The 20,738-nt window shown below is 73.3% G+C and carries 24 protein-coding genes; 17 read left to right on the top strand and 7 right to left on the bottom strand.

What is annotated here, in order from left to right:
- The first annotated feature begins 175 nt into the window (after positions 1 to 175).
- Together AC6I72_RS05415 and AC6I72_RS05410 are read left to right on the top strand one after the other, a co-directional pair.
- Positions 176 to 1,957 carry a CocE/NonD family hydrolase gene (locus AC6I72_RS05415; protein ID WP_497999719.1) on the top strand — a complete coding sequence of 594 codons (1,782 nt, stop codon included), beginning with the start codon at positions 176 to 178 and terminating at the stop codon, positions 1,955 to 1,957.
- A gap of 41 nt (positions 1,958 to 1,998) precedes the next feature.
- The gene (locus tag AC6I72_RS05410; RefSeq protein WP_497999718.1) at positions 1,999 to 2,550 is read left to right on the top strand and encodes a GNAT family N-acetyltransferase; all 552 of its coding nucleotides are present in this window, start codon (positions 1,999 to 2,001) and stop codon (positions 2,548 to 2,550) included.
- Here the strand turns inward: AC6I72_RS05410 and AC6I72_RS05405 are convergent.
- The gene (locus AC6I72_RS05405) at positions 2,522 to 2,869 is read right to left on the bottom strand and encodes a DUF6204 family protein (protein ID WP_037858184.1); all 348 of its coding nucleotides are present in this window, start codon (positions 2,867 to 2,869) and stop codon (positions 2,522 to 2,524) included. The two genes, AC6I72_RS05410 and AC6I72_RS05405, sit on opposite strands and share 29 nt — an antisense overlap.
- Positions 2,870 to 3,071: 202 nt before the next feature.
- Here AC6I72_RS05405 and AC6I72_RS05400 point away from each other — a divergent pair, with 202 nt between their 5' ends.
- Positions 3,072 to 5,030, top strand: a complete 1,959-nt coding sequence (locus AC6I72_RS05400) for a DUF5107 domain-containing protein (RefSeq protein WP_497999717.1) — start codon at positions 3,072 to 3,074, stop codon at positions 5,028 to 5,030.
- Between the two features lie 3 nt (positions 5,031 to 5,033).
- Here the strand turns inward: AC6I72_RS05400 and AC6I72_RS05395 are convergent, their stop codons facing one another.
- Entirely contained in the window at positions 5,034 to 5,381 is a 348-nt protein-coding gene (locus tag AC6I72_RS05395; protein ID WP_497999716.1) for a VOC family protein, read from the bottom strand.
- Positions 5,382 to 5,487: 106 nt separating this feature from the next.
- On the opposite strand from AC6I72_RS05395, the gene AC6I72_RS05390 reads away from it, so the two are divergent.
- Complete coding sequence (locus AC6I72_RS05390) at positions 5,488 to 5,991, top strand: phage holin family protein (RefSeq protein ID WP_497999715.1); 504 nt, start codon at positions 5,488 to 5,490, stop codon at positions 5,989 to 5,991.
- Positions 5,992 to 6,080: 89 nt separating this feature from the next.
- Here the strand turns inward: AC6I72_RS05390 and AC6I72_RS05385 are convergent, their stop codons facing one another.
- The gene (locus tag AC6I72_RS05385; RefSeq protein ID WP_497999714.1) at positions 6,081 to 7,034 is read right to left on the bottom strand and encodes an LLM class F420-dependent oxidoreductase; all 954 of its coding nucleotides are present in this window, start codon (positions 7,032 to 7,034) and stop codon (positions 6,081 to 6,083) included.
- Between the two features lie 220 nt (positions 7,035 to 7,254).
- On the opposite strand from AC6I72_RS05385, the gene AC6I72_RS05380 reads away from it, so the two are divergent.
- Genes AC6I72_RS05380 through ligD form a run of 3 tightly spaced genes read left to right on the top strand, consistent with a single transcriptional unit; the run spans position 7,255 to position 11,803 of the window.
- A complete protein-coding gene (locus AC6I72_RS05380) occupies positions 7,255 to 9,012 on the top strand; it encodes an NAD(P)/FAD-dependent oxidoreductase (protein WP_497999713.1) in 1,758 nt (585 codons plus the stop codon).
- The gene (locus tag AC6I72_RS05375; RefSeq protein ID WP_497999712.1) at positions 9,009 to 10,856 is read left to right on the top strand and encodes a transketolase; all 1,848 of its coding nucleotides are present in this window, start codon (positions 9,009 to 9,011) and stop codon (positions 10,854 to 10,856) included. Before AC6I72_RS05380 ends, AC6I72_RS05375 begins: the two co-directional genes overlap by 4 nt.
- Positions 10,853 to 11,803 carry a non-homologous end-joining DNA ligase gene (gene ligD, locus AC6I72_RS05370; RefSeq protein ID WP_497999711.1) on the top strand — a complete coding sequence of 317 codons (951 nt, stop codon included), beginning with the start codon at positions 10,853 to 10,855 and terminating at the stop codon, positions 11,801 to 11,803. The genes AC6I72_RS05375 and ligD overlap by 4 nt, the downstream gene beginning before the upstream one ends.
- Positions 11,804 to 11,966: 163 nt before the next feature.
- Here ligD and AC6I72_RS05365 read toward each other — a convergent pair whose 3' ends face one another.
- Entirely contained in the window at positions 11,967 to 12,104 is a 138-nt protein-coding gene (locus tag AC6I72_RS05365) for a hypothetical protein (protein ID WP_498004876.1), read from the bottom strand.
- Between AC6I72_RS05365 and AC6I72_RS05360 the strand changes: the two genes are divergently transcribed.
- The 10 genes from AC6I72_RS05360 (at position 12,090) to AC6I72_RS05315 (ending at position 17,805) form a co-directional block, all read left to right on the top strand.
- On the top strand, positions 12,090 to 12,398 hold the full coding sequence (locus tag AC6I72_RS05360) for a gas vesicle protein GvpO (protein WP_498004599.1): 309 nt from the start codon (positions 12,090 to 12,092) through the stop codon (positions 12,396 to 12,398). The two genes, AC6I72_RS05365 and AC6I72_RS05360, sit on opposite strands and share 15 nt — an antisense overlap.
- 121 nt (positions 12,399 to 12,519) lie before the next feature.
- Complete coding sequence (locus AC6I72_RS05355; RefSeq protein WP_497999710.1) at positions 12,520 to 12,951, top strand: gas vesicle structural protein GvpA; 432 nt, start codon at positions 12,520 to 12,522, stop codon at positions 12,949 to 12,951.
- Positions 12,948 to 13,718 carry a GvpL/GvpF family gas vesicle protein gene (locus AC6I72_RS05350; protein ID WP_497999709.1) on the top strand — a complete coding sequence of 257 codons (771 nt, stop codon included), beginning with the start codon at positions 12,948 to 12,950 and terminating at the stop codon, positions 13,716 to 13,718. Before AC6I72_RS05355 ends, AC6I72_RS05350 begins: the two co-directional genes overlap by 4 nt.
- Positions 13,719 to 13,722: 4 nt before the next feature.
- Positions 13,723 to 13,986: a gas vesicle protein GvpG gene (locus AC6I72_RS05345; protein WP_497999708.1), complete on the top strand. Its 264-nt coding sequence runs from the start codon at positions 13,723 to 13,725 to the stop codon at positions 13,984 to 13,986.
- A 5-nt stretch (positions 13,987 to 13,991) separates the two neighbouring features.
- Positions 13,992 to 14,831, top strand: a complete 840-nt coding sequence (locus AC6I72_RS05340) for a DNA primase (protein WP_497999707.1) — start codon at positions 13,992 to 13,994, stop codon at positions 14,829 to 14,831.
- Positions 14,828 to 16,036 carry an SRPBCC family protein gene (locus tag AC6I72_RS05335; protein ID WP_497999706.1) on the top strand — a complete coding sequence of 403 codons (1,209 nt, stop codon included), beginning with the start codon at positions 14,828 to 14,830 and terminating at the stop codon, positions 16,034 to 16,036. The genes AC6I72_RS05340 and AC6I72_RS05335 overlap by 4 nt, the downstream gene beginning before the upstream one ends.
- On the top strand, positions 16,033 to 16,437 hold the full coding sequence (locus tag AC6I72_RS05330) for a gas vesicle protein (RefSeq protein WP_497999705.1): 405 nt from the start codon (positions 16,033 to 16,035) through the stop codon (positions 16,435 to 16,437). The genes AC6I72_RS05335 and AC6I72_RS05330 overlap by 4 nt, the downstream gene beginning before the upstream one ends.
- Complete coding sequence (locus AC6I72_RS05325; RefSeq protein WP_497999704.1) at positions 16,434 to 17,333, top strand: GvpL/GvpF family gas vesicle protein; 900 nt, start codon at positions 16,434 to 16,436, stop codon at positions 17,331 to 17,333. Before AC6I72_RS05330 ends, AC6I72_RS05325 begins: the two co-directional genes overlap by 4 nt.
- A complete protein-coding gene (locus AC6I72_RS05320; protein WP_497999703.1) occupies positions 17,330 to 17,527 on the top strand; it encodes a gas vesicle protein in 198 nt (65 codons plus the stop codon). Before AC6I72_RS05325 ends, AC6I72_RS05320 begins: the two co-directional genes overlap by 4 nt.
- Positions 17,524 to 17,805 carry a gas vesicle protein K gene (locus AC6I72_RS05315; protein ID WP_037858205.1) on the top strand — a complete coding sequence of 94 codons (282 nt, stop codon included), beginning with the start codon at positions 17,524 to 17,526 and terminating at the stop codon, positions 17,803 to 17,805. The genes AC6I72_RS05320 and AC6I72_RS05315 overlap by 4 nt, the downstream gene beginning before the upstream one ends.
- A 94-nt stretch (positions 17,806 to 17,899) precedes the next feature.
- Here AC6I72_RS05315 and AC6I72_RS05310 read toward each other — a convergent pair whose 3' ends face one another.
- From AC6I72_RS05310 to AC6I72_RS05300, 3 genes are all read right to left on the bottom strand, one after another.
- Positions 17,900 to 18,070: a hydrophobic protein gene (locus AC6I72_RS05310; protein ID WP_498004598.1), complete on the bottom strand. Its 171-nt coding sequence runs from the start codon at positions 18,068 to 18,070 to the stop codon at positions 17,900 to 17,902.
- Between the two features lie 72 nt (positions 18,071 to 18,142).
- Positions 18,143 to 18,991 (bottom strand): class I SAM-dependent methyltransferase, encoded by an 849-nt coding sequence (locus tag AC6I72_RS05305; protein ID WP_497999702.1) that lies wholly within the window; start codon positions 18,989 to 18,991, stop codon positions 18,143 to 18,145.
- Between the two features lie 101 nt (positions 18,992 to 19,092).
- On the bottom strand, positions 19,093 to 20,640 hold the full coding sequence (locus tag AC6I72_RS05300) for a bifunctional phosphatase PAP2/diacylglycerol kinase family protein (RefSeq protein WP_497999701.1): 1,548 nt from the start codon (positions 20,638 to 20,640) through the stop codon (positions 19,093 to 19,095).
- Positions 20,641 to 20,738: the final 98 nt, after the last annotated feature.

The following is a 20,738-nucleotide window of genomic DNA, read 5'->3' as shown; positions in this document are numbered from 1 at the left end:
GCTCCGTCGCACCGATTGACGCGGTCCGACACGTGTCACACCATGGCTGCCGACCGGTTACTTACCGGTTGGTAAGAGATGCGGACAGAAGTGGGCGCCGCCCGCCGGGGCCCGGTTCTGTCCGCAGTTCCAAGACGGGTTGCCGGTAGTCGCTCGCCCTCAGTGTGGAGGTCTCGTGTCCCGTCGTGCGCCCAGAACCCGCGCCGCCCTCGTCGTCTCACTCGCAGCCGCGCTGAGCGCGCCCCTGGCGCTCACCGCCCCCGCGGCGGCCGGCGGCCAGTACGGCGTGACGCCGCTGAAGTTCACCGTCCGGGCGGGTGAACGCACCTGCACCGTGGACGCCGACCTGTACCGGCCGGCCGGCGCCGACCACGCGCACCCCGCGCCCGCCGTGCTCGCCACCAACGGCTTCGGCGGGAGCAAGGACGACGGCTCGACCGACGCCATCGGCAAGGCCTTCGCCCAGCGCGGATACGTCTCGCTCGTCTACTCCGGCCTCGGCTTCGGGAAGTCGGGCTGCCTGGTCTCCCTCGACGACCCGGACATCGACGGCCGGGCCGCCTCCCAGCTGATCGACTTCCTCGGCGGCCGACGCGCCGCCGACGACGGCACCCGCGCCGACTACGTCACCCTCGACGGCACGGGCGACCCGCGCGTCGGCATGATCGGCGGCTCCTACGGCGGCGCCGTGCAACTGGCCACCGCCGCCGTGGACCACCGGGTCGACGCCCTCGTCCCGATGATCACCTGGAACGACCTCGCCTACTCCCTCGACCCCGGCAATGCCGCCGGCGCCCCGGACCTGCCCGGCGCCTTCAAATGGCAGTGGACCAACGGCTTCTACCTCATGGGCGAGAGCCAGCCGCTCACCCAGCCCGCCCTCGACCCCTCCCGGATCAACTCCCTCACCTGCCTGCACTTCGTGACCCGGGCCTGCGACACCGTCCGCACCCTCGACTCGGGCCGCTACCCCGAGGACGCGACCCGGCGCCTGCTCTCCTACGCGCACAGCGTCTCCCCGGTCTCCTACCTCGACCGGGTGAAAGCACCCACCCTGCTCGTCCAGGGCCAGGCCGACAGCCTCTTCAACCTCAACGAGGCCACCGCCACCTACCGGACTCTCAAGGCACAGGGCACCGAGACGAAGATGATCTGGCAGTCCTGGGGCCACAGCGGAGGAATGACCGACCCGGCCGCCGGCGAACTGAACCTCGCCCAGGGCAACCTGGAGACCAGCTACGTCGGCAGGCGCGTCCTCGCCTGGTTCGACCGCTACCTGCACCGCGACCAGGACACCGGCACCGGACCCGACTTCGCCTACTACCGCGACTGGATCACCGACCCCGGTCACACCTACGCGAGCGCCGACCGCCTTCCCGCACCCGGCCGGACGCTGTACCTCTCCGGCGACGGCAGACTCGTCGACCGACGCGACGAGGTCACCTCCGGCAGCCGCACCTACACCAACTGGCTCGTCCCCACCAGCCATTCGGAAAGCTCGCTGGCGGGCATCATCAACCTTCCCGACCCCGCCCCCTACGACCTCGCCGGCACCCACCTCGCCTGGACCAGCGAGCCGCTGAGCCAGGCCACCGACGTCGTCGGCGCACCCCGAGCCACCCTGCGGGTGCACTCCCCGACGGCGGAGCGCACCCAGCGCTCGGCCGACGCCGCCGACCACCTCGTCCTGTTCGCCAAGCTGTACGACGAGGCGCCCGACGGCACCCGCACCCTCGTGCACCGGCTCGTCGCCCCCGTCCGCGTGCCCGACGTGACCCGTCCCTTCACCGTCACCCTGCCGGGCATCGTGCACCGCTTCGAGCAGGGGCACCGGCTGCGGTTCGTGATCGCGGCCAGTGACGACGCCTACTTCGGCAACCGCGGCGTCAAGCCGGTCACCGTGGTCAGCTCCCCAGAGGACACCGGGGTACTGCAACTGCCCGTCGTGCAGGACTGACACCGGGCCGGACGTCAGGGCGCCTCGCGTAAGGTGACGGCATGCCGCACACCGCGTCCCGCTACCTCGCCGAGGGGCCCCGCACGGGCATCCGCCCCTTCACCCAGGAGGACGGCCCCGAGTTCACCGCCCGGGTCCGCGAGAGCGCGGAGCTGCACCGCCCGTGGCTCTTCCCGCCCGCCACGGCCGAGGCCTACACCGCCTACGCGGGGCGGCTGATCGACGGGCAGGACAGGGCCGGCTTCCTCGTCTGCGAGAAGCCCGGCGGCGGCCTCGCCGGTTTCATCAACATCAACAACATCGTCCGGGGCGCCTTCCTCTCCGGCGCGCTCGGCTACGGCGCCTTCGCGCACGCCGCCGGACGCGGACTGATGAGAGAGGCCCTGACCCTCGTCATCGGGCACGCCTTCGGACCGATGGGACTGCACCGGCTGGAGATCAACGTCCAGCCGGGCAACACCGCATCCATCGCGCTCGCCCGCTCCTGCGGCTTCCGCCTGGAGGGCTACTCCCCGGACATGCTGTACGTCGACGGGGCGTGGCGGGACCACGAACGCTGGGCGCTCACCGCCGGGACGCGGACTTCCGGTTGACCTTCATGGTGTCGAGGTCGGTGACGGTCGACCTCAGCTCGCCGAAACCGTAGCCGAGGCCGCGCAGGGTGCTCTCGGCCCGGTCCTCCGCGACGGCCGCCGCCATCTCCTCGCCGTCCCGGGCGTCCGACACCACGACGAAGCGCATCGAGAAGTGCTTCAGCGGCGCCGCCTCGTAGGACAGCGTCCCCTCCTCGGTGAACCGCATGCTCATCATCCCGTGGTCGGCGGCCTCGGCGAGCAGCCGCGCCCGCGCCTCCTCGGTCAGCCCGGCCCAGGTACCCCGGACGATGACCCGGTAGGTGTGCTGCTCACTCATCGCTTCTCGTGCTCCTTCGCCACCGCCCCGGCACACCAGCGCACCGGCGCGTCACCGCGGACATGGTCGAAGGACCGACCCTACGTCGCCCCGGCGGGCCCGCCCACCGCATTTCCGCCCGCCGGACGCGGCGGCCCGGCGGGCGCCTTTGCGCAATCCTGACCGCCGGTGCCCCTGGTCAGCTCCCCGGCGACCGGCTTCCATGGTGATCGTGACGACGATCCGACGCGAGGTACTGACGCTCCCCGCCGCGCCCCTGGGCCCCGACAACCCGCTGCCCGCGCTGCGACCGCTCGACGAGGCCCACCGCATCGAGGACCGGGACAGGGCCGGTCTGCCGCACGACATGGCCCGGCAGCTCGGCTACGCCCCGCTGCGCAGTGTGCTGCCCGCCCGGATCCGCGACGGCTACGGCAGAACACGCCGGCCCACCGGGATCGACGCCCTCGTCCTGGAGAACGACCGGCTGCGCGCCACCGTCCTGCCGGGCCTCGGCGGCCGGATCGCCTCCCTCGTCCACAAGCCCGCCGGCCGCGAACTCCTGTACCGCAACCCGGTGTTCCAGCCCGCCGACTTCGCCCTCAACGGAGCCTGGTTCTCCGGCGGCATCGAATGGAACATCGGGGCCACCGGCCACACCACCCTCTCCTGCGCGCCCCTGCACGCCGCCCGCGTCCCCGCCCCCGACGGCGGGGTCATGCTGCGCCTGTGGGAGTGGGAACGACTGCGCGACCTGCCCTTCCAGGTCGACCTGTGGCTGCCCGACGGCTCCGACTTCCTGCACGTCGGCGTCCGCGTCCGCAACCCGCACGAACGGCCGGTCCCCGCCTACTGGTGGTCCAACACCGCCGTCCCCGAGGAACGCAGGATCCTCGCGCCCGCCGAAGAGGCCTGGCACTTCAGCTACGAACGCAGGCTGCGCCGCGTCCCGGTCCCCGTGCACGACGGCGCCGACCGCACCTACCCCCTCAACAGCCCGTACGCGGCCGACTACTTCTACGAGGTGCCGGCCGGACGGCGCCGCTGGATCGCCGCGCTGGACGAGGACGGCACCGGTCTCGTGCAGACCTCCACCGACGTGCTGCGCGGCCGCAAACTGTTCGTCTGGGGCACCGGCCCCGGCGGGCGCCGCTGGCAGCAGTGGCTCACCGAGCCCGGCACCGGCGGCTACTGCGAGATCCAGGCCGGACTCGCCCGCACCCAACTGGAGCACGTCCGGCTGGAGGCGGAGAGCGAGGTGGCCTGGCTGGAGTCCTACGGCCCGCTCGACGCACCGCCGCCGGCGGGGGACTGGGAGAGCGCCGTACGGCGCACCGAGGAGCGGCTGGAGGCCGTCCTGCCGCGCGCGGACGTCGAGGCCGCCCACGCCGCCTGGCGGCCGTACGCCGACGCCGAACCGGACGAGGTCCTCGCCACCGGATCCGGCTGGGGCGCCCTCGAAGTGCTGCGCGGCGGCTGGAAACTGCCCGGCACGCCGTTTCCCGGGTCCACGATCACAGCCGCGCAGCAGCCCTGGCGGGAACTGCTGCGCACCGGCTCCTTCCCCGAGCCGCGCCGGGCCGGCCCGCCCGGCGAGAGCCTGGTCGCCCCGCACTGGCGCGACCTGCTGGAGACGGCACCCGCCACACCGCTCGCCGAGTACCACCTCGGGGTCGCCCAGTGGCACGCCGGGGATCGCGCGCAGGCGGTGCGCAGCTGGGAGCGCGCGCTCGAACTCGCCCCGTCCCTCTGGCCGTTGCTGCGCTGCCTGGCCGTCGCCGACCAGGAGAGCGGCCACCACGAACGGGCCGCCGACCGGTACGCCGAGGCCTTCGACGACCTGTGCCACGAGCGGCGCGACCAGGGCGAGCAGTGGACCGCCGCCACCGCCGCGCTCGGCCGGGAGACGATCGAGGCACTGCTGAGGACCGGCCGGACGGCCGGCGCCCGCGCCGTGTGGGACCGGCTGTTCCCGGCGATCCGGGAGCAGGGCCGGTTCCGGCTGCTGGAAGCGGAGCTGCTGCTCGCGGAGGGGGACCGCGACCGGGCCCGGGCGGTCTTCGAGGACGGCTTCGAGGTCGCCGACCTGCGGGAGGGCGACGAGCGGATCGGCCGGCTGTGGGAGCGGGTGGCGGGCGGGCCACCGCCGCGGCGCTACGACTTCCGGATGCGGCCCGCGTGAGGATCAGCCGCGGCGGTCCACGTACTCGTACACCGACCCGTCCGGATGGACGGCGATCAGATTGCGGCCCCCGGGCGTCGCGACCGGGCCCGCCACGACGCGGGCACCCAGCCCGGTCAGCACCCGCTGGGCCTCGTCGACGTCGGTGACGGCGATGGTCGCCGCCACCTTGCGCAGCACCTCCAGCTCGGCCTCGGGCCCGCTCATCAGCAGGAAGCAGCCGACGGCGGCCACCTCCACCCCGCCGCGCTCGAACCGGAGGGCTCTGGCGCCCGCCAGACGTTCGTAGAAGGGGACCGCGGTTTCCAGGTCGTCGACGCACACGCGCAGGCTGGTTCCCAGAATCTCCATACCCGAAAGCCTAGTTGGGCGACGGGCCCGGGGTGATCGTCACGTTGATCGCCGCGCCCGGGCCGTACTGCCGTGTTGCGTACGCCTGTTCGGGTACTCGCGGGGCATGGAACGCTCGGAGCAACTGGAGAATCCGAAACGACCGGACCACCTGGACCACCTGGAACATCTGGACAAGCACCTGGTGGAGGAACTGGCGCAGGTGGCGCGCGAGACGGTGCGCGACGAGCTGCGCGAGCAGACCCGCAGGCAGCGCCGCACGGCCCTGCTGTACGCCGCGTCGGGCGCCGTCGCGCTGTACGCGGGCGCGGCCGTGGCGCTCGCCGCCGGTCTGGCCCTCGCCGTCGGACTGCCCGGCTGGGCCGCCGCACTGATCACCGCGGCGGTCCTCGGCGCGGCCGCCTACGCGCTGCGCCGCGCGGCCCGGCCCGCCGCGTCCGGCCCCGCGGCTCCCGGCCGGGCCGCCGGGTCCGCGATGCCGGGGGGCGCCGCGTCCCGGATGTCCGCGCAGCCGCCGGTGCCCCCGGCACCGCCCGTGCCGCCGATGCCGCAGAGCCCGCCCCGTGCGCCGGGCGCGTCCCGCCCGCAGGGTTCGGAGCACGATTTCTGAACCGGCCGCACGCGCACGACGGCGCTCGCACCTGACCGTGCGGGCGCCCTCGTGTGCGCGGGCCGCCGTGGTGACGGCCCGGGCCGCCGCTACGGCAGTTGCGGCAGCACCTTCGTGCGGTAGAAGTCGAAGAAGCCGCGCTGGTCGGCCCCGATCTGGTTGACGTAGACCCGGTCGAAGCCCGCGTCGGCGAACTCCTTCAGCGTGGCCACGTGCTGGTCCGCGTCGTCCCCGCACACCACGTTCTCGCGGACCATGTCCTCGGTGACCAGAGGTTCCAACTGCTCGAAGTGGCGGGGCGTGGGCAGCACCTGGCCCATCTCGCCGGGCAGCTGCTCGTTGTACCACAGCTCGCGCACGGTGCGGACGCACTCGTCGCGGTCGTGCCCGAAGCACACCTTCGTGCCGCCGCTGACGAGCTTGGCCCCGCCCCCGCCCTTGCGGTACTGCGTGACCATCTCCTCGTCCGGCATCATCGTGATGTACCCGTCGCCCACGCGGGCGGCGAGCGCGGTGGCCTTGGGACCGAACCCGGAGACGTCGATGGGCACCGGTTCGTCGGGGACGGTGTAGAGGCGCGCGTTCTCCACGGTGTAGTACGTGCCGTGGTGGTCGACCTCCTCGCCGGTGAACAGCCGGCGCATCACCTGGATCGCCTCCTCCAGCATCTCCAGACGCACGTGTGCCGGTGGCCACCGGTCGCCCAGGATGTGCTCGTTCAGGGCCTCCCCGCTGCCGACGCCGAGCCGGAACCGTCCCTCGGTCATCACCGCGCTGGTCGCGGCGGCCTGCGCCACCACAGCCGGATGCATCCGCACCGTCGGACAGGTGACGGCCGTCTCGACCGGCAGCGACACCGCCTCGGACAGCGCGCCGATCACCGACCACACGAACGCGCTCTGGCCCTGCGCGTCGTTCCACGGGTGGTAGTGGTCGGAGATCCACAGGGCCTGGAAACCGGCCTGCTCGGCCATTCTGGCCTGCTCCACCAGATCGGCGGGGCCGTACTGCTCGCAGGACAGGAAGTAGCCGTACTCGGGCATGGGCGGGACCTCCACGACAGGGTGGGCGGGATCGCGGTCCCGAGTACCCGGCGGCGGGGCCGGAAACCGGCGGCGGCCTGCCGCGTCCCGCTCCGGGCCGACGTGCGCGCCCCGGCCCCGGCTCAGGCCCGCCTCCCGGCCCCGGCTCACGTTTGGGTGCCCGGGCCCGGGGGACGCGGAGGGTTCCGCACCAGGTACGCGACAGCGCCGGAGGCGAACCGTGAGTCGACCCCGCATCGTGATCGTCGGCGCCGGCTTCGCCGGCTATCACGCCGCCCGCACCCTGTCCCGGATGTCACGGAACAGGGCCGACGTCACCGTCCTGAACCCGACCGACTACTTCCTGTACCTGCCGCTGCTGCCCCAGGTGGCCGCGGGCGTCCTGGAACCGCGCCGTGTCGCGGTCTCCCTCTCCGCCGGTCTGCCCGGCGTCCGCCTGGTCCTCGGCGAGGCCGGCCGCGTCGACCTCGACGCGCGCACGGTGCACTTCACCGGCCCCGAGGGGGACCGCGGCGCGCTCGGCTACGACCGGCTGGTGCTGGCGGTCGGCAGCGTCAACAAGCTGCTGCCCGTCCCCGGTGTCGCCGAGCACGCGCACGGCTTCCGCGGGCTGCCCGAGGCGCTCTATCTGCGCGACCACGTGACCCGGCAGATGGAACTGGCGGCGGCGTCCGAGGACCGCGAGGAGTGCGCCGCCCGCTGCACCTTCGTCGTGGTCGGGGCGGGCTACACGGGCACCGAGGTCGCCGCGCACGGGAAGATGTACACCGACGCGCAGGTGCGCCGGCACCCGCTGCGCCGGGGGATGCGGCCGCGCTGGATGCTCCTGGACGTCGCCCCCCGCGTCCTGCCCGAGCTGGACGAACGGCTCTCGCGCACCGCGGACCGGGTGCTGCGGCAGCGCGGCGTGGACGTCCGCATGGGCACCTCCGTGCGGGAGGCCACGCACGAGGGCGTGCTGCTCACCGACGGTGAGTTCGTGCCCACCCGGACCCTGGTGTGGTGCGTGGGCGTACGGCCCGACCCGCTGGTGGAGGGCACCGGGCAGCCGCTGGAACGCGGGCGGATCGTGGTGGACCCCTACCTCCAGGTGCCGGGGCGGCCCGAGGTGTTCGCCTGCGGCGACGCGGCGGCCGTGCCGGACATGTACCACCCCGGCGGCTTCACCCCGATGACCGCCCAGCACGCCTGGCGGCACGGCCGGATCGCCGCGATCAACGTCGCCGCCTCGCTCGGGGCCTGCGCGCGGCGCCCCTACCGGCACCGGGACCTGGGATTCGTCGTGGACCTCGGCGGAGCGCGGGCCGCCGCGAACCCGCTGGGCCTCGCCCTGTCCGGTCCGCCGGCCGCCGCGGTGACGCGTGGCTACCACCTGGCCGCCATGCCGGGCAACCGGGTCCGCGTGGCGGCCGACTGGCTGCTGGACGGCGTACTGCCGCGCCAGGCCGTCCAGTTGGGGCTCGTACGGTCCTGGTCCGTGCCCCTGGACACGGCGTCGCCCGAGCTGGCGCGGGTGGGCGGCGGCCCGCAGGAGGGAGCGGCGGCGGACGCGGGTACGCGCGGGGGAGCGGACGCGGAACCGGCAGGCGAGCCGACGAGCGAAAGGATCACGGACATCATCGACACCACGGAGAAGATGCAGCTGGCGGGCGCGGAACCGGCGCCGCGGTCCCCGGGCCCACGGGCCACGCGGGGCGGCCCGGCCCCCGGACCCGCCAAGAACTCGCCCGGTCCGGAGCCCGCGAAGAACCAGCCGGGTCCGGAGCCCGCCAGGAATCAGCCGGGCCCGGAGCCCGCGAAGAATCAGCCGGGCCCGGAGCCCGCGAAGAATCAGCCGGGTCCGGAGCCCGCCAGGAATCAGCCGGGCCCGGAGCCCGTGGAGAACCGGCCGGGTCACGAGGCCGCCGGACAGCACGGACACCATCCGGCCCCCGGGCCCGTCAAACGTGCCGACATCCCAGCGGAAGGAGACTCATGAACCACGCCGAACTCGTCGACCTGGCCCAGCAGTTGCGCGTCGACAGCGTGCGGGCGGCCGCGGCGGCGGGATCCGGGCATCCCACGTCGTCCATGTCCGCCGCAGACCTGATGGCCGTACTCCTCGCCCATCACCTGCGCTACGACTTCGACCGGCCCGAGCACCCCGGGAACGACCGCTTCGTCCTCTCCAAGGGCCACGCCTCCCCGCTGCTGTACTCCGCCTACAAGGCCGCCGGCGCCGTGGACGACGGCGAACTGCTCACTTTCCGCAAGCTGGGCAGCCGCCTCGAAGGGCACCCCACGCCGCAGCGGCTGCCCTGGGTGGAGACGGCCACCGGCTCACTCGGCCAGGGCCTGCCCATCGGCGTCGGCATCGCGCTGGCGGGCAAGCGCCTCGACCACGCCGACTACCGGGTGTGGGTGCTGTGCGGCGACAGCGAGATGGCCGAGGGCTCGATCTGGGAGGCCGCCGAGCACGCCGGGTACGAGCACCTGGACAACCTGACCGTGATCGTGGACGTCAACCGGCTCGGCCAGCGCGGCCCCACCCGCCACGGCCACGACCTGGACGCCTACGCCCGCCGCTTCCGCGCCTTCGACTGGCACACGGTCGAGATCGACGGCCACGACGTGGAAGCGATCGACCGGGCCTACGGCGAGGCGGTCTCCACCAAGGGGCAGCCGACCGCCATCATCGCCCGCACCCTCAAGGGCAAGGGCGTCAGGGCCACCGAGGACCGCGAGGGACTGCACGGAAAGCCGGTCAAGGACGCCGACGAGGCGATCGAGGAACTCGGCGGTGTACGCGATCTGCGCGTCCGCGTGCACGAGCCGCCGTCCGTGCGCTCGCTGCACGCCGTCGGGGACGGCAGCCTCGAACTGCCCCGCTGGGAGCGGGGCGAGCAGGTCGCCACGCGCGACGCCTACGGCAGGGCCCTCGCCGCGCTCGGCACCGCACGGGGCGACGTGGTGGCCCTGGACGGCGAGGTCGGCGACTCCACCCGCTCGGAGTTCTTCGCCAAGGAACACCCCGAGCGCTACTTCGAGTGCTACATCGCCGAACAGCAGATGGTGGCGACGGCGGTCGGGATGGCCCGGCGCGGCTGGGTGCCGTACGCCTCCACCTTCGCCGCGTTCCTGACCCGCGCCCACGACTTCGTCCGCATGGCCTCCGTCAGCGGCTCCGGGATCAACCTCAACGGCTCGCACTCGGGCGTGTCGATCGGCCAGGACGGGCCCAGCCAGATGGGTCTGGAGGACCTGGCCATGATGCGGACGGTGCACGGCTCGACCGTGCTGTACCCGTGCGACGCCAACCAGACCGCGAAGCTCGTCGCCGCCATGGCCGGCCTGGAGGGCATCCGCTACCTGCGCACCTCGCGCGGCGAGAGCCCGGTGCTGTACGGGCCCGACGAGGAGTTCCCGGTCGGCGGCAGCAAGGTGCTGCGCTCCTCCGCCGAGGACCGGCTGACGATCGTCGCCGCGGGTGTCACCCTGCACGAGGCGCTGACCGCCGCCGACGCCCTCGGCGAGGAGGGCATCGCCGTGCGGGTCGTCGACCTGTACTCCGTCAAGCCCGTCGACCGGGTCACGCTGCGCAAGGCCGCCGAGGACACCGGGTGCCTGCTCACGGTCGAGGACCACCGGGAGGAGGGCGGTATCGGCGACGCGGTCCTGGACGCCTTCCTCGACGGGCGGCCGGTGCCCCGGCTGGTCCGGCTCGCCGTCCGGTCCATGCCCGGCTCCGCCACGCCCGCCGAGCAGCTGCACGCCGCCGGCATCGACGCGGAGTCCATCGCCGCCTCCGCCCGGCTGCTGGTGGAAGAGGCGGTGGTGCGGTGAGCGGTGACGCGCGCACCGTACGGGCCGGCCGGCGCACCGTCGAGGTGCACCGGCCGGACAAGGTTCTCTTCCCCGCCGGCTCCGGGAGGGAGCACGCCGACGGCGCGCACGGCGACCGGGAGTACACGAAGGGCGACCTCGCGGAGTACTACCGCAGCGTCGCCCGCTTCATGCTGCCGCACCTGCGCGGCCGTCCCCTGATGCTGGAGCGCCACCCGGACGGGCTGGACGGTCCCGTGTTCATGCAGAAGAACACGCCGGAGCACTATCCGGGGTGGATCACCCGCGTGGAAGTCGCCAAAGAGGGCGGCACGGTCACGCACACCGTCTGCGACGACGCAGCGACCCTGGTGTACCTCGCGGACCAGGCCTGTCTGACCCCGCACCGCTGGCTGTCGCGCGCCCCCGGCGTCGAGCGGCCGGACCGGATGGTCTTCGACCTCGACCCGGCCGACGGCGACTTCGAAGCCGTGCGCACGGCGGCCCGGCTGACGGGCGGACTCCTCGACGAGCTGGGGCTGCCCTGCGCGCTCATGACCACGGGATCGCGCGGACTGCACGTGATCGTGCCGCTCGACGGCCGGCTCGGCCACGACCCGGTGCGCGAGTTCGCCCGGGACGTCGCCGGGCTGCTGGCCGCCCGCCACCCCGACCGCCTCACCACCGCCGCCCGCAAGAAGGACCGGGGCGACCGCCTCTACCTGGACGTCCAGCGCAACGGGTACGCGCAGACCGCCGTCGCGCCCTACGCGGTCCGGGCCAGGCCGGGCGCGCCCGTGGCCGTCCCCCTCTCCTGGGACCAGCTCGACGACCCCGCTCTCGGCCCGCGGCGCTGGACCATCGCCGACGCCGCCGACCAGGCACGGACGCGGCCGTGGGCCGATGTGCCGGGACGGGGCCGCTCCCTGGGGCCGGCCCGGCGGCGGCTGGACGCACTGCTCGGTTGAGGTTTGGCCAACGAACCTGCGGCCACACGGAGAGGAAGAGGTGGCCATGGCGAACACAGACGACTCAGAAGAGCCGCAGGAAACACGCAAGCCCCAGAGCAGACACGACGACCCTGAGCCTCAGAAGGCTCACAAGACCCGTAAAGCACACCCACCACGACAGTCACACAGGGAGAACGGTGACGACCGCGGCGAGACCCGCGGCGACGACGAAAGCGATGACGAGCGCGACGACGAGGAAACCGAGTACGAGCGCGACGACGAAGACCACGAGCGCGAGGACGAGATCGACGACGACCACGACGACCGTGCGACCGCGCGGCGGCCCCGTCCGATGCAGGTGCTGCGCGAGGCGCGCGCCCAGTTCGCGGAGCTGACCGGTCTGACCCCGGAGTCCGTCACGAGTTTCGAGCGGACCGAGGACGGCTGGTCCCTGGAGGTGGAGGTGCTCGAACTCGCCCGGGTGCCCGACACGATGAGTCTGATGGCGAGCTACCTGGTCGAACTCGACCCCGAGGGGCAGCTCGACGGGTACCGGCGGCTGAGCCGCTACGAACGGGGCCGGGCCGACGCACACAGGTCCGGCGGCCGGTAGGCCGCCCGCCCCGGGTCGCACCGGCGGTCGTACGGAGACACACCCCCCACACCGAACCAAGCACGGAAGCACGTACAGACCCGCACACATATCCACTCACAGACAAGGAGGCACGGTCGGCATGACCGTTGTCCCGGCACAGACGTCCGGCGGTGGAGGCGGCAGCAGCGGCCTCTACGACGTACTGGAGCTCGTCCTCGACAGGGGGCTGGTGATCGACGCGTTCGTGAGGGTGTCCCTGGTCGGCATCGAGATCCTCAAGATCGACGTGCGCGTCGTCGTCGCCAGCGTCGACACGTATCTGCGCTTCGCCGAGGCCTGCAACCGGCTCGACCTGGAGGCGGGGCCGCGCAAGAGCCCGGGCCTGCCCGAGATCGTCGGTGAGGTCACCGAGTCCGGCGCACGCGGCAAGTCCAAGGGCGCGCTGTCCGGTGCCGCCCAGACCGTCTCCGACGCCTTCAAGCAGGCCCGCTCCGAGAGCGCGGGCGAGTCCGAGTCCCGGCAGCGGCCGCGCAGGACCTCTTCGGCGCGCAGGAAGGAGGAGCAGGAGTGAGCACTTACGTCTACGGCATCACAGCGGCCGCGCACCCCGCGCTGCCCGAGGACCTCGCCGGTGTCGGCGACCCGCCCCTGCCGGTCCGTGTCCTGACGGCGGGCGAGCTGGCCGCCGTGGTCAGCGACGCGCCCGAGGGGCTGCGACCCAAGCGCAGGGACCTGCTCGCCCACCAGAACGTGCTCGGCGCGGCCGGCGCGGAGGGCTGTGTGCTGCCCATGCGCTTCGGCAGCGTGGCCCCGGACGACGAGTCCGTCACCTCGGTGCTCACCGAGCGCGCCGAGCACTACAGGGAACGCCTGCGGGCCCTGGACGGCAAGGTCGAGTACAACGTCAAGGGCAGCCACGTGGAAGAGGCGGTCCTGCACCGCGTGATGTCCGAGAACCCGGAGATCAGGGCCCAGGCCGAGGCCAACCGGCAGGCCGGTGGCGGAACGTACGAGGACAAGATCAGGCTCGGCGAGCTGGTCGCGGCGGCCGTCAAGGCACGGGAGGCCGAGGACGGCGACCTGGTGGTGCGGGCCGTCGAACCGCACGCGGCGGCGGTCAGCGCGGGCCCGGAGTCCACCGGCTGGCTCGTCAACGCCTCCTTCCTGGTCGGCCGTGACGAGGCGGCCGGTTTCCTGGAGGCCGTGGAGCAGGCCCGCAAGGACATGCCCCATCTCGAACTGCGCGTCAACGGCCCGTTGCCGCCCTACAGCTTCGTCGAGCCCGGCCCGGCCGAGCCGGCGGGCAGCGCGGCGGGGGCCGACGCGGGAGCGGAGTGACGTCATGGGACTGATCTCGGAGGTGCTGCTGCTGCCGTTCGCCCCGGCGCGCGGCAGCGCCTGGGCGGTCAGACAGGTGCTGCGCGAGGCGGAGCGCATCTACTACGACCCGGCCGCGGTACGGGCCGAGCTGGCACGGCTGGAGGAGCGTCTGGAGGCGCAGGAGATCACCGAGGAGGAGTTCGACCGGGAGGAGGACGCCCTGCTGGACCGGCTGGAGATCGGCCTGCGCGGTGGCGCGGGGACGGGTGAGGGGACGGCACGATGAATCGGATGGGACTCGGTCTCGCGGTAGGCGCCGGCTACCTGCTGGGACGTACGAAGAAGGCGAAACTCGCCCTGGCCGTCGGCAGCATGGTCGCGGGCAAGAAGCTGAACCTCGGGCCGCGCGCGATAGCCGACCTGGTCAACCAGCAGCTGAAGGACAACCCCCAGTTCAAGGAGATCGGCGACCAGTTGCGCCAGGACCTGCGGGGTGTCGGCAAGGCGGCCTCCGGGGCGATGGTCGAGCGGCAGATGACCGCACTCGCTGACCGGCTGCACAGCCGTACGGCACAGGTCCGCGACGAAGTGGCCGGCGTCGTCCCCGGGGGCGGCGGACGCACGTCCCGTGACGGCGGCGGACGGCGGGCCGGCGAGGACTCCGAGGACGGGTCCGGCGACGCGCGCGAGGACGAGCACGCCGGCGGGAACGACGACGAGTCCGAGGCCGAGGACGAGGAGGAGTTCGGGGACGGGTACGAGGACCGGGAGGGCCGTGAGGCCGGCGAGGAACCCGGCTCCGAGGACGCGTCCGGTCGGGAGCGCGACCGTGAGCGGCCCGCGCGGAAGGCCCCGGAGAAGAGGGCCCAGGAGCGGAAGGCTCCCGCGAAGAAGGCGCCCGCGAAGAAGGCGCCCGCGAAGAGGACCGCCGAGGCGGGTGCGGGGAAGACCGCCGGGGCGGCTGGGAAGAAGACACAGTCCGGCGCGCCCGGCGCACCGGCCAGGAAGGCGGCGAAGAAGGCCCCCGCCAGGAAGACGGCGGAGGCCCCGAGGACGGCGGCCGGCAAGAAGGCGGCCGCGAGGAAGACGACGCCGGCCCGCAGGGCGGCGAAGGGTGGCGGTGACCGATGACCGAAGCCCTCGGATCCGTGACCTCCGCGGCCGGCAAGGCCGCGGGCGGCGCGGCCAAGAAGAGTCCGCTGACCGATCTCGCCCACAGCGAGGCCGCCGACCGGCTCAAGGGGGAGGCGCAGGAGTACCTCACCGCCCAGGCCGAGCGGCTGCTCGCCGGTTTCGGCCGCAAGCTCGGCGAGACCACCGGGAAGCTCAACGACATCGCCGAGGGCAACAGCCCCGGCTTCGCGAAACTCGCCCTCGAAGGCGGCCGGAAGATCGCCGAGGGGAAGGGACCGGTGCGCTCCGTCCTGGAACTCGGCGCCTCGCACGCCAAGGACAAGGTGATGGGCGCGGTCAAGGGCCTCGGCGGCGGCAAGGGCTCCCGCAAGAGCGGCAGCGGGAACAAGCCCACCGTCATCATCGAGTCCGTCGACGTCGGCGTCTCCCGCCGCACCGCCTACGACCAGTGGACCCGGTTCCAGGACTTCAGCACCTTCGCCAAGGGGGTCAAGAGCGCGAGCCGCGCCGACGACACCCACTCCGACTGGCAGGCGAAGATCTTCTGGTCGAGCCGCAGCTGGAAGGCGCACACCACCGAGCAGATCCCCGACTACCGCATCCAGTGGACCTCCGAGGGCGCCAAGGGCACCACGAAGGGCGTCGTGTCCTTCCACCGCCTCGACGACGACCTCACCCGCGTCCTGCTCGTCATCGAGTACTACCCCAGCGGTCTGTTCGAGAAGACGGGCAACATCTGGCGGTCCCAGGGCCGCCGCGCCCGGCTCGACCTGAAGAACTTCGCCCGCTTCATCACCCTCAAGGGCGAGGCGGAGGACGGCTGGCGCGGTGAGATCCGCGACGGCGAGGTCGTCCGCAGCCACGACGACGCGGTGGCGGAGGAAGAAGAGGAGAACGCCGGGGAGCCGGAGGGCGAGGACCGCGAGGACGAGGAGGAGAACGGCGGGGAGCCGGAGGACGAGTACGACGAGGGCGAGGACGAGGAAGCGGAGGAGGACGGCGGGGAGCCGCAGGACGAGTACGACGAGGACGAGGAAGCGGAGGACGAGGAGGAGCCGTACGACGAGGAGGGCGAGTACGAGGACGACGAGGAGTACGAGGACGACGAGGAGCCCGAAGGCGGACACAAGGGCCGGCCCGAGCCCGAGGACGACGAGGACGAGGCCGAGTACGAGTACGCCGAGGGCGGGAGCCGTCGATGACGATGCCGAGCAGGCTGCCGGAACCGTACGGCCCGAGCAGCGGAGCCAACCTGGCCGACATCCTGGAACGGGTGCTCGACAAGGGTGTCGTCATCGCCGGTGACATCCGGATCAACCTGCTCGACATCGAACTCCTCACGATCAAACTCCGGCTCGTCGTCGCCTCGGTCGACAAGGCCAAGGAGATGGGCATCGACTGGTGGGAGAGCGATCCCGCCCTCTCCTCCCGGGCCCGCCGCGACGAACTCGCGCGGGAGAACGCCGAGTTGCGCGAGCGGCTGGCCCGGCTGGAGGAGCTGGGACTGGAACGGGGCAGCGGCACCGGCGCGAGCGCGGGCACCGCAGGCCCCACCGAGCGCACCGAGCGTGCGGGCCGTACCGCCCCCAAGGAGGCACCATGACCGGACTGCGGTACGTCTACGCCGTCTGCCGCCCCCTCGGGGCGCCCCTGCAGGCGCAGTTGACCGGCGTCGCGGGCGCGCCGGCCAAACCGCTGGCGCACCACGGCCTGATCGCCGTCGTCAGCGAGGTACCGGAACGGGACTTCTCCGAGGAGGCGCTGCGCGCCCGCCTGGAGGACCTGGACTGGCTCGCCGCCACCGCCCGCGCCCACCAGGGCGTCATCGACGCGCTCACCGTCGTCACGACCCCGCTGCCGCTCCGGCTGGCCACCGTCTTCCGGGACGACAGCGGGGTGCGCGCGATGATCGAGTCCCGGGAGGAGCACTTCCGCCGCGCCCTGGAGCGTCTCCAGGGGCGAGTGGAGTGGGGCGTCAAGGTGTACCTGGAGCCCGAGCGGCGCGAGGAGGCGGCGGTCTCCGCGCCCGCGGGCAAACCCGCGTCCGGCCGTGACTATCTGCGCCGGCGCCGGCAGGAGACCCGGGCCCACGAGGACCTGTGGGAGCGCGCCGAGACGTTCGCCACGCGGCTGCACGCGAAACTGTCGGCGTTCGCCGAGGAATCGCGGCTGCACGCGCCGCAGAATCCCGCGCTCTCCGGTGCCGCCGGGCGCAATGTGCTCAACGCGGCCTATCTGGTGCCGCGCACCCATTCCGAGGAATTCGTGGAACTGGTGGACCGCACGAAGGACGACGCACCCGGACTGCGGGTGGAACTCACGGGCCCCTGGGCGGCGTACTCCTTCGCCGGGGAGAGCGCGGAGGGAAACCCCGGCGAAGCAGCGGCGGAAAATCCCGGGGAAGGCGCGGAGCGCGATCCTGGGGAGAGCGCAGGGGAAGGTGCGGCCGGGCCGCGCGCCGGCACCGTACCCCCGTCGCCGCGGGGGGAGCGGGCATGACGGTCGTGGAACGCCGTGAGGTCGCCCTGGTCGACCTGCTCGACCGGCTTCTGGCCGGCGGCGTCGTGATCACGGGCGACGTCACCCTGCGCATCGCCGACGTGGACCTCGTCCGCATCGACCTGAACGCGCTGATCAGCTCGGTGAACGTACAAGTGCCCTCTCCCTTCGAGGCCCTGGAGGAGCCCTCGTGACCGCGCGCAAGCATCTCGAACTTGAACCCGACACGGTGGAGCGGGACCTGGTGAAACTCGTCCTCACGGTGGTCGAACTGCTGCGCCAGCTCATGGAGCGGCAGGCGCTGCGCCGCTTCGACGTGGGGGACCTGACGGAGGAGCAGGAGGAGCGCATCGGTCTGACGCTGATGCTGCTGGAGGACCGCATGGCGGAGTTGCGGGATCGCTACGGACTGCGGCCCGAGGACCTGAACCTGGACCTCGGGCCGCTGGGACCGCTGCTTCCCCGGGAGTGAGGGGATTCCTTTCTGAAGGGATTCCTTCACTCTTTTTCTCTTCCGACGGAACCCCTTTCAGCAGATCCCTTTCACCGGAATCCCCTTTTCTCCCCTACCACCTGTACCAGCGGCCCCGGCCACCGGACGCGGACGTCCCGCGGACCAGGAACCCGAGCAGCCAGACGACCAGCACCGCCAGTGCTATCCACCACAGCACCTTCACGGCGAAGCCGAGCCCGAAGAGGACGATCGCGAGAAGCAGAACGAGCAGAATGGGAACCATCATGACCTCCTGCTCCCCGGGTTTCCCGGAAAGCAGGAATCAGGCATCCCCGTCGGCTCGCCCCGGCCGTTCTCAGGCGGGGACGGCGTCCGCGGGGTCCTCCTTGCGGCACAGGATCTCCCCGTGCAGGACCGCGAACCAGCCGTCCTCCCGCCCGCCCCACTCGCGCCACGCCCCGGACACCGCCCGCAGCCGCTCCTCGGTGGCGTGGCCGCCCCCGGTGGCCCGCTCGGCGTAGGCGGACGCCACCGTGCGGTCGGCCCACAGCCCGCTCCACCACTCCCGCTCGTCCCGGGTGGCGTACGTCCAGGTGCTGGAGCCGGCCGTGACCTGGGGCTCCGTGAACCCCGCCCGCAGCGCCCAGGAGCGCAGCCGGCGGCCGGCGTCCGGTTCCCCGCCGTTGGCGCGGGCCACCCGCCGGTACAGCTCCAGCCAGTCGTCCAGGCCCGGCACCTGCGGGTACCAGGTCATCGCCGCGTAGTCCGCGTCCCGGACCGCGACGAACCCGCCGGGCTTCGTCACCCGGCGCATCTCGCGCAGCGCCGCCACCGGGTCGCCGACGTGCTGGAGCACCTGGTGGGCGTGGACCACGCAGAACGTGTCGTCCGGGTAGTCCAGGGCGTGCACGTCCGCCACCGCGAAGTCGACGTTCTCCAGTCCCCGCGCGGCCGCCGTGGCGCGGGCCTGCTCCAGGACGCCCGGCGCCCGGTCGACGCCCGTCACGTGCCCGCCGGGGACCAGTTCCGCCAGGTCGGCGGTGATGGTGCCCGGACCGCAGCCGATGTCCAGGACCTTCATGTGGGGCTTGAGTGAGCCGAGCAGGTAGGCCGCCGAGTTGGCGGCGGTGCGCCAGGTGTGCGAGCGCAGCACGGACTCGTGGTGCCCGTGCGTGTAGACGGCCGTCTCCTGCGGTTTCGGCATGGCGGTACCCCTTCTCGTCACCTGCCGCCCGAACGGGCCGCGCGGCCCCGGGTCGGTACGGATCACGGTACGCGCGCATGCCGAATGATGAGACCCGCGTATTACGATGCGGACTGACGGGGCATCAGGAATCCGCCGGCCGGCCGCTCGGGCGGCAGCGGGCGGTACACCGTCAGCGCCCCGGGCAGCTTCTCCACGCGCACCTCGCCCTCCACCTCGGTGACCTCACCGTCGTAGGCGAGGAGCGTCCCCGGCGCCAGGCCGTTCAGGCGCAGCCGGGGCAGCTGGACGGCCGCGTGCGCGGGGGACCGGGTCAGCGGGCCGGCGAACGCGGCCGACAGCAGCCGCAGGGCGGGCCGGCGGCCCCCGTGCACCACCCGGACGTCGAGCATCCCGTCGGCCAGGTCGAGCCGGCGGCCCGGCGCCAGGCCCATGCGGTGGTAGGTGCCGTTGCCGGCGAACAGCAGCCACAGCGGGCGGCGGCGGCCCTGGACCTCCGCCTCCACCGGATGGCGGTCCGCCCGCAGCACCCGCACCGCCGCCAGCACCCCCGCGGGCCAGCCGCCGATCCGGTCCGTCCAGCGTTCGCGCTCACGCACCAGCTCCGGGTACACCCCGAGGCTGAAGGTGTTGAGGAAGACACCTTCCCCGCGCCCGGAACTGAAGCGGCCCACGTCCACCCGGACACCCTGGCCCTCCGCCACCGCCCGGCCCAGATCGCGGGCGTCCTCCACCCCGAGGTCGTAGGCGAAGTGGTTGAGCGTGCCGCCCGGCAGCACGGCGAGCGGCAGGCCGTGGCGCAGCGCGGTCCCGGCGGCGGTGTTCACGGTGCCGTCGCCGCCGCACACGCCGAGCACCCGGGCCCGGCCCGCGGCCTCCTCCAGCGCGTCCGGTATGCCCTCCGGCTCGCACTCGACCACCTCCGCCTTCGGCAGCACGTCCCGCAGGGCCCGGGCCCGCTCCGCGGTGCCGGAGGCGTTGTTCGCCACGAGGACCAGGCCCTCGCCCTCCGGGAGCGCCGGCACGTCGGCCCGCGGCCGGGCCGGCGGCACGATCTGGGCGCGGGCCGGCACCAGCGCCCGTACGGCGAACGCGGCCCCCGCGCCCAGGGCCGCGCCCGCCAGCACGTCGCTCGGGAAGTGGACGCCCGTGTAGACGCGGGAGGCCGCCACCGAGAAGGCCAGCGGGGCCACCGCCGCGCCCCACGCCGGGGACTCCAGGGCGACACCGGTCGCGAAGGCGGCGGCCGAGGCGGCGTGGCCGGACGGGAAGGACGTGGTGATCGGCTGCCGCCCCAGCCGGCGCACCAGCGGCACCGGGTCCAGGGAGGGCCGCGGCCGGCGCACCGAACGCTTGCCGAGCGTGTTGACGGTCAGCGAGGCCAGGCTCAGCGAGGCCAGGCCCCGCACCGCGGCACGGCGGGCGCGCGGGGTGCGGCTCGCCGCGACCGCCGCCGCCGTCGCGAACCACAGCACCCCGTGGTTGGCGCTGCGGCTCAGCCGGGGCAGCACCGGCTCGGCGCCGGGCCAGCGGCGTCCCGCGGCCGCCCGGAACAGCCACGAGTCGGCGGCCAGCAGGCGGGTCAGGGCGGTGCGGGCAGCGCTGCCCGGCGCGCTGGCCGGGGCGGTGAGGTCGACATCAGGGCTCATACAGGCACCGTTACCCTGAAGCGGCCGTTTCTTGTGCGCGGGTCGTACACGACCGTGCGCGCACGGCACACCGCGCCTGAGCCACCCGGGAACCTCCT

It is taken from the genome of Streptomyces sp. Xyl84 (assembly GCF_059731885.1).
This window is presented reverse-complemented; position numbering and strand designations above follow the sequence as displayed.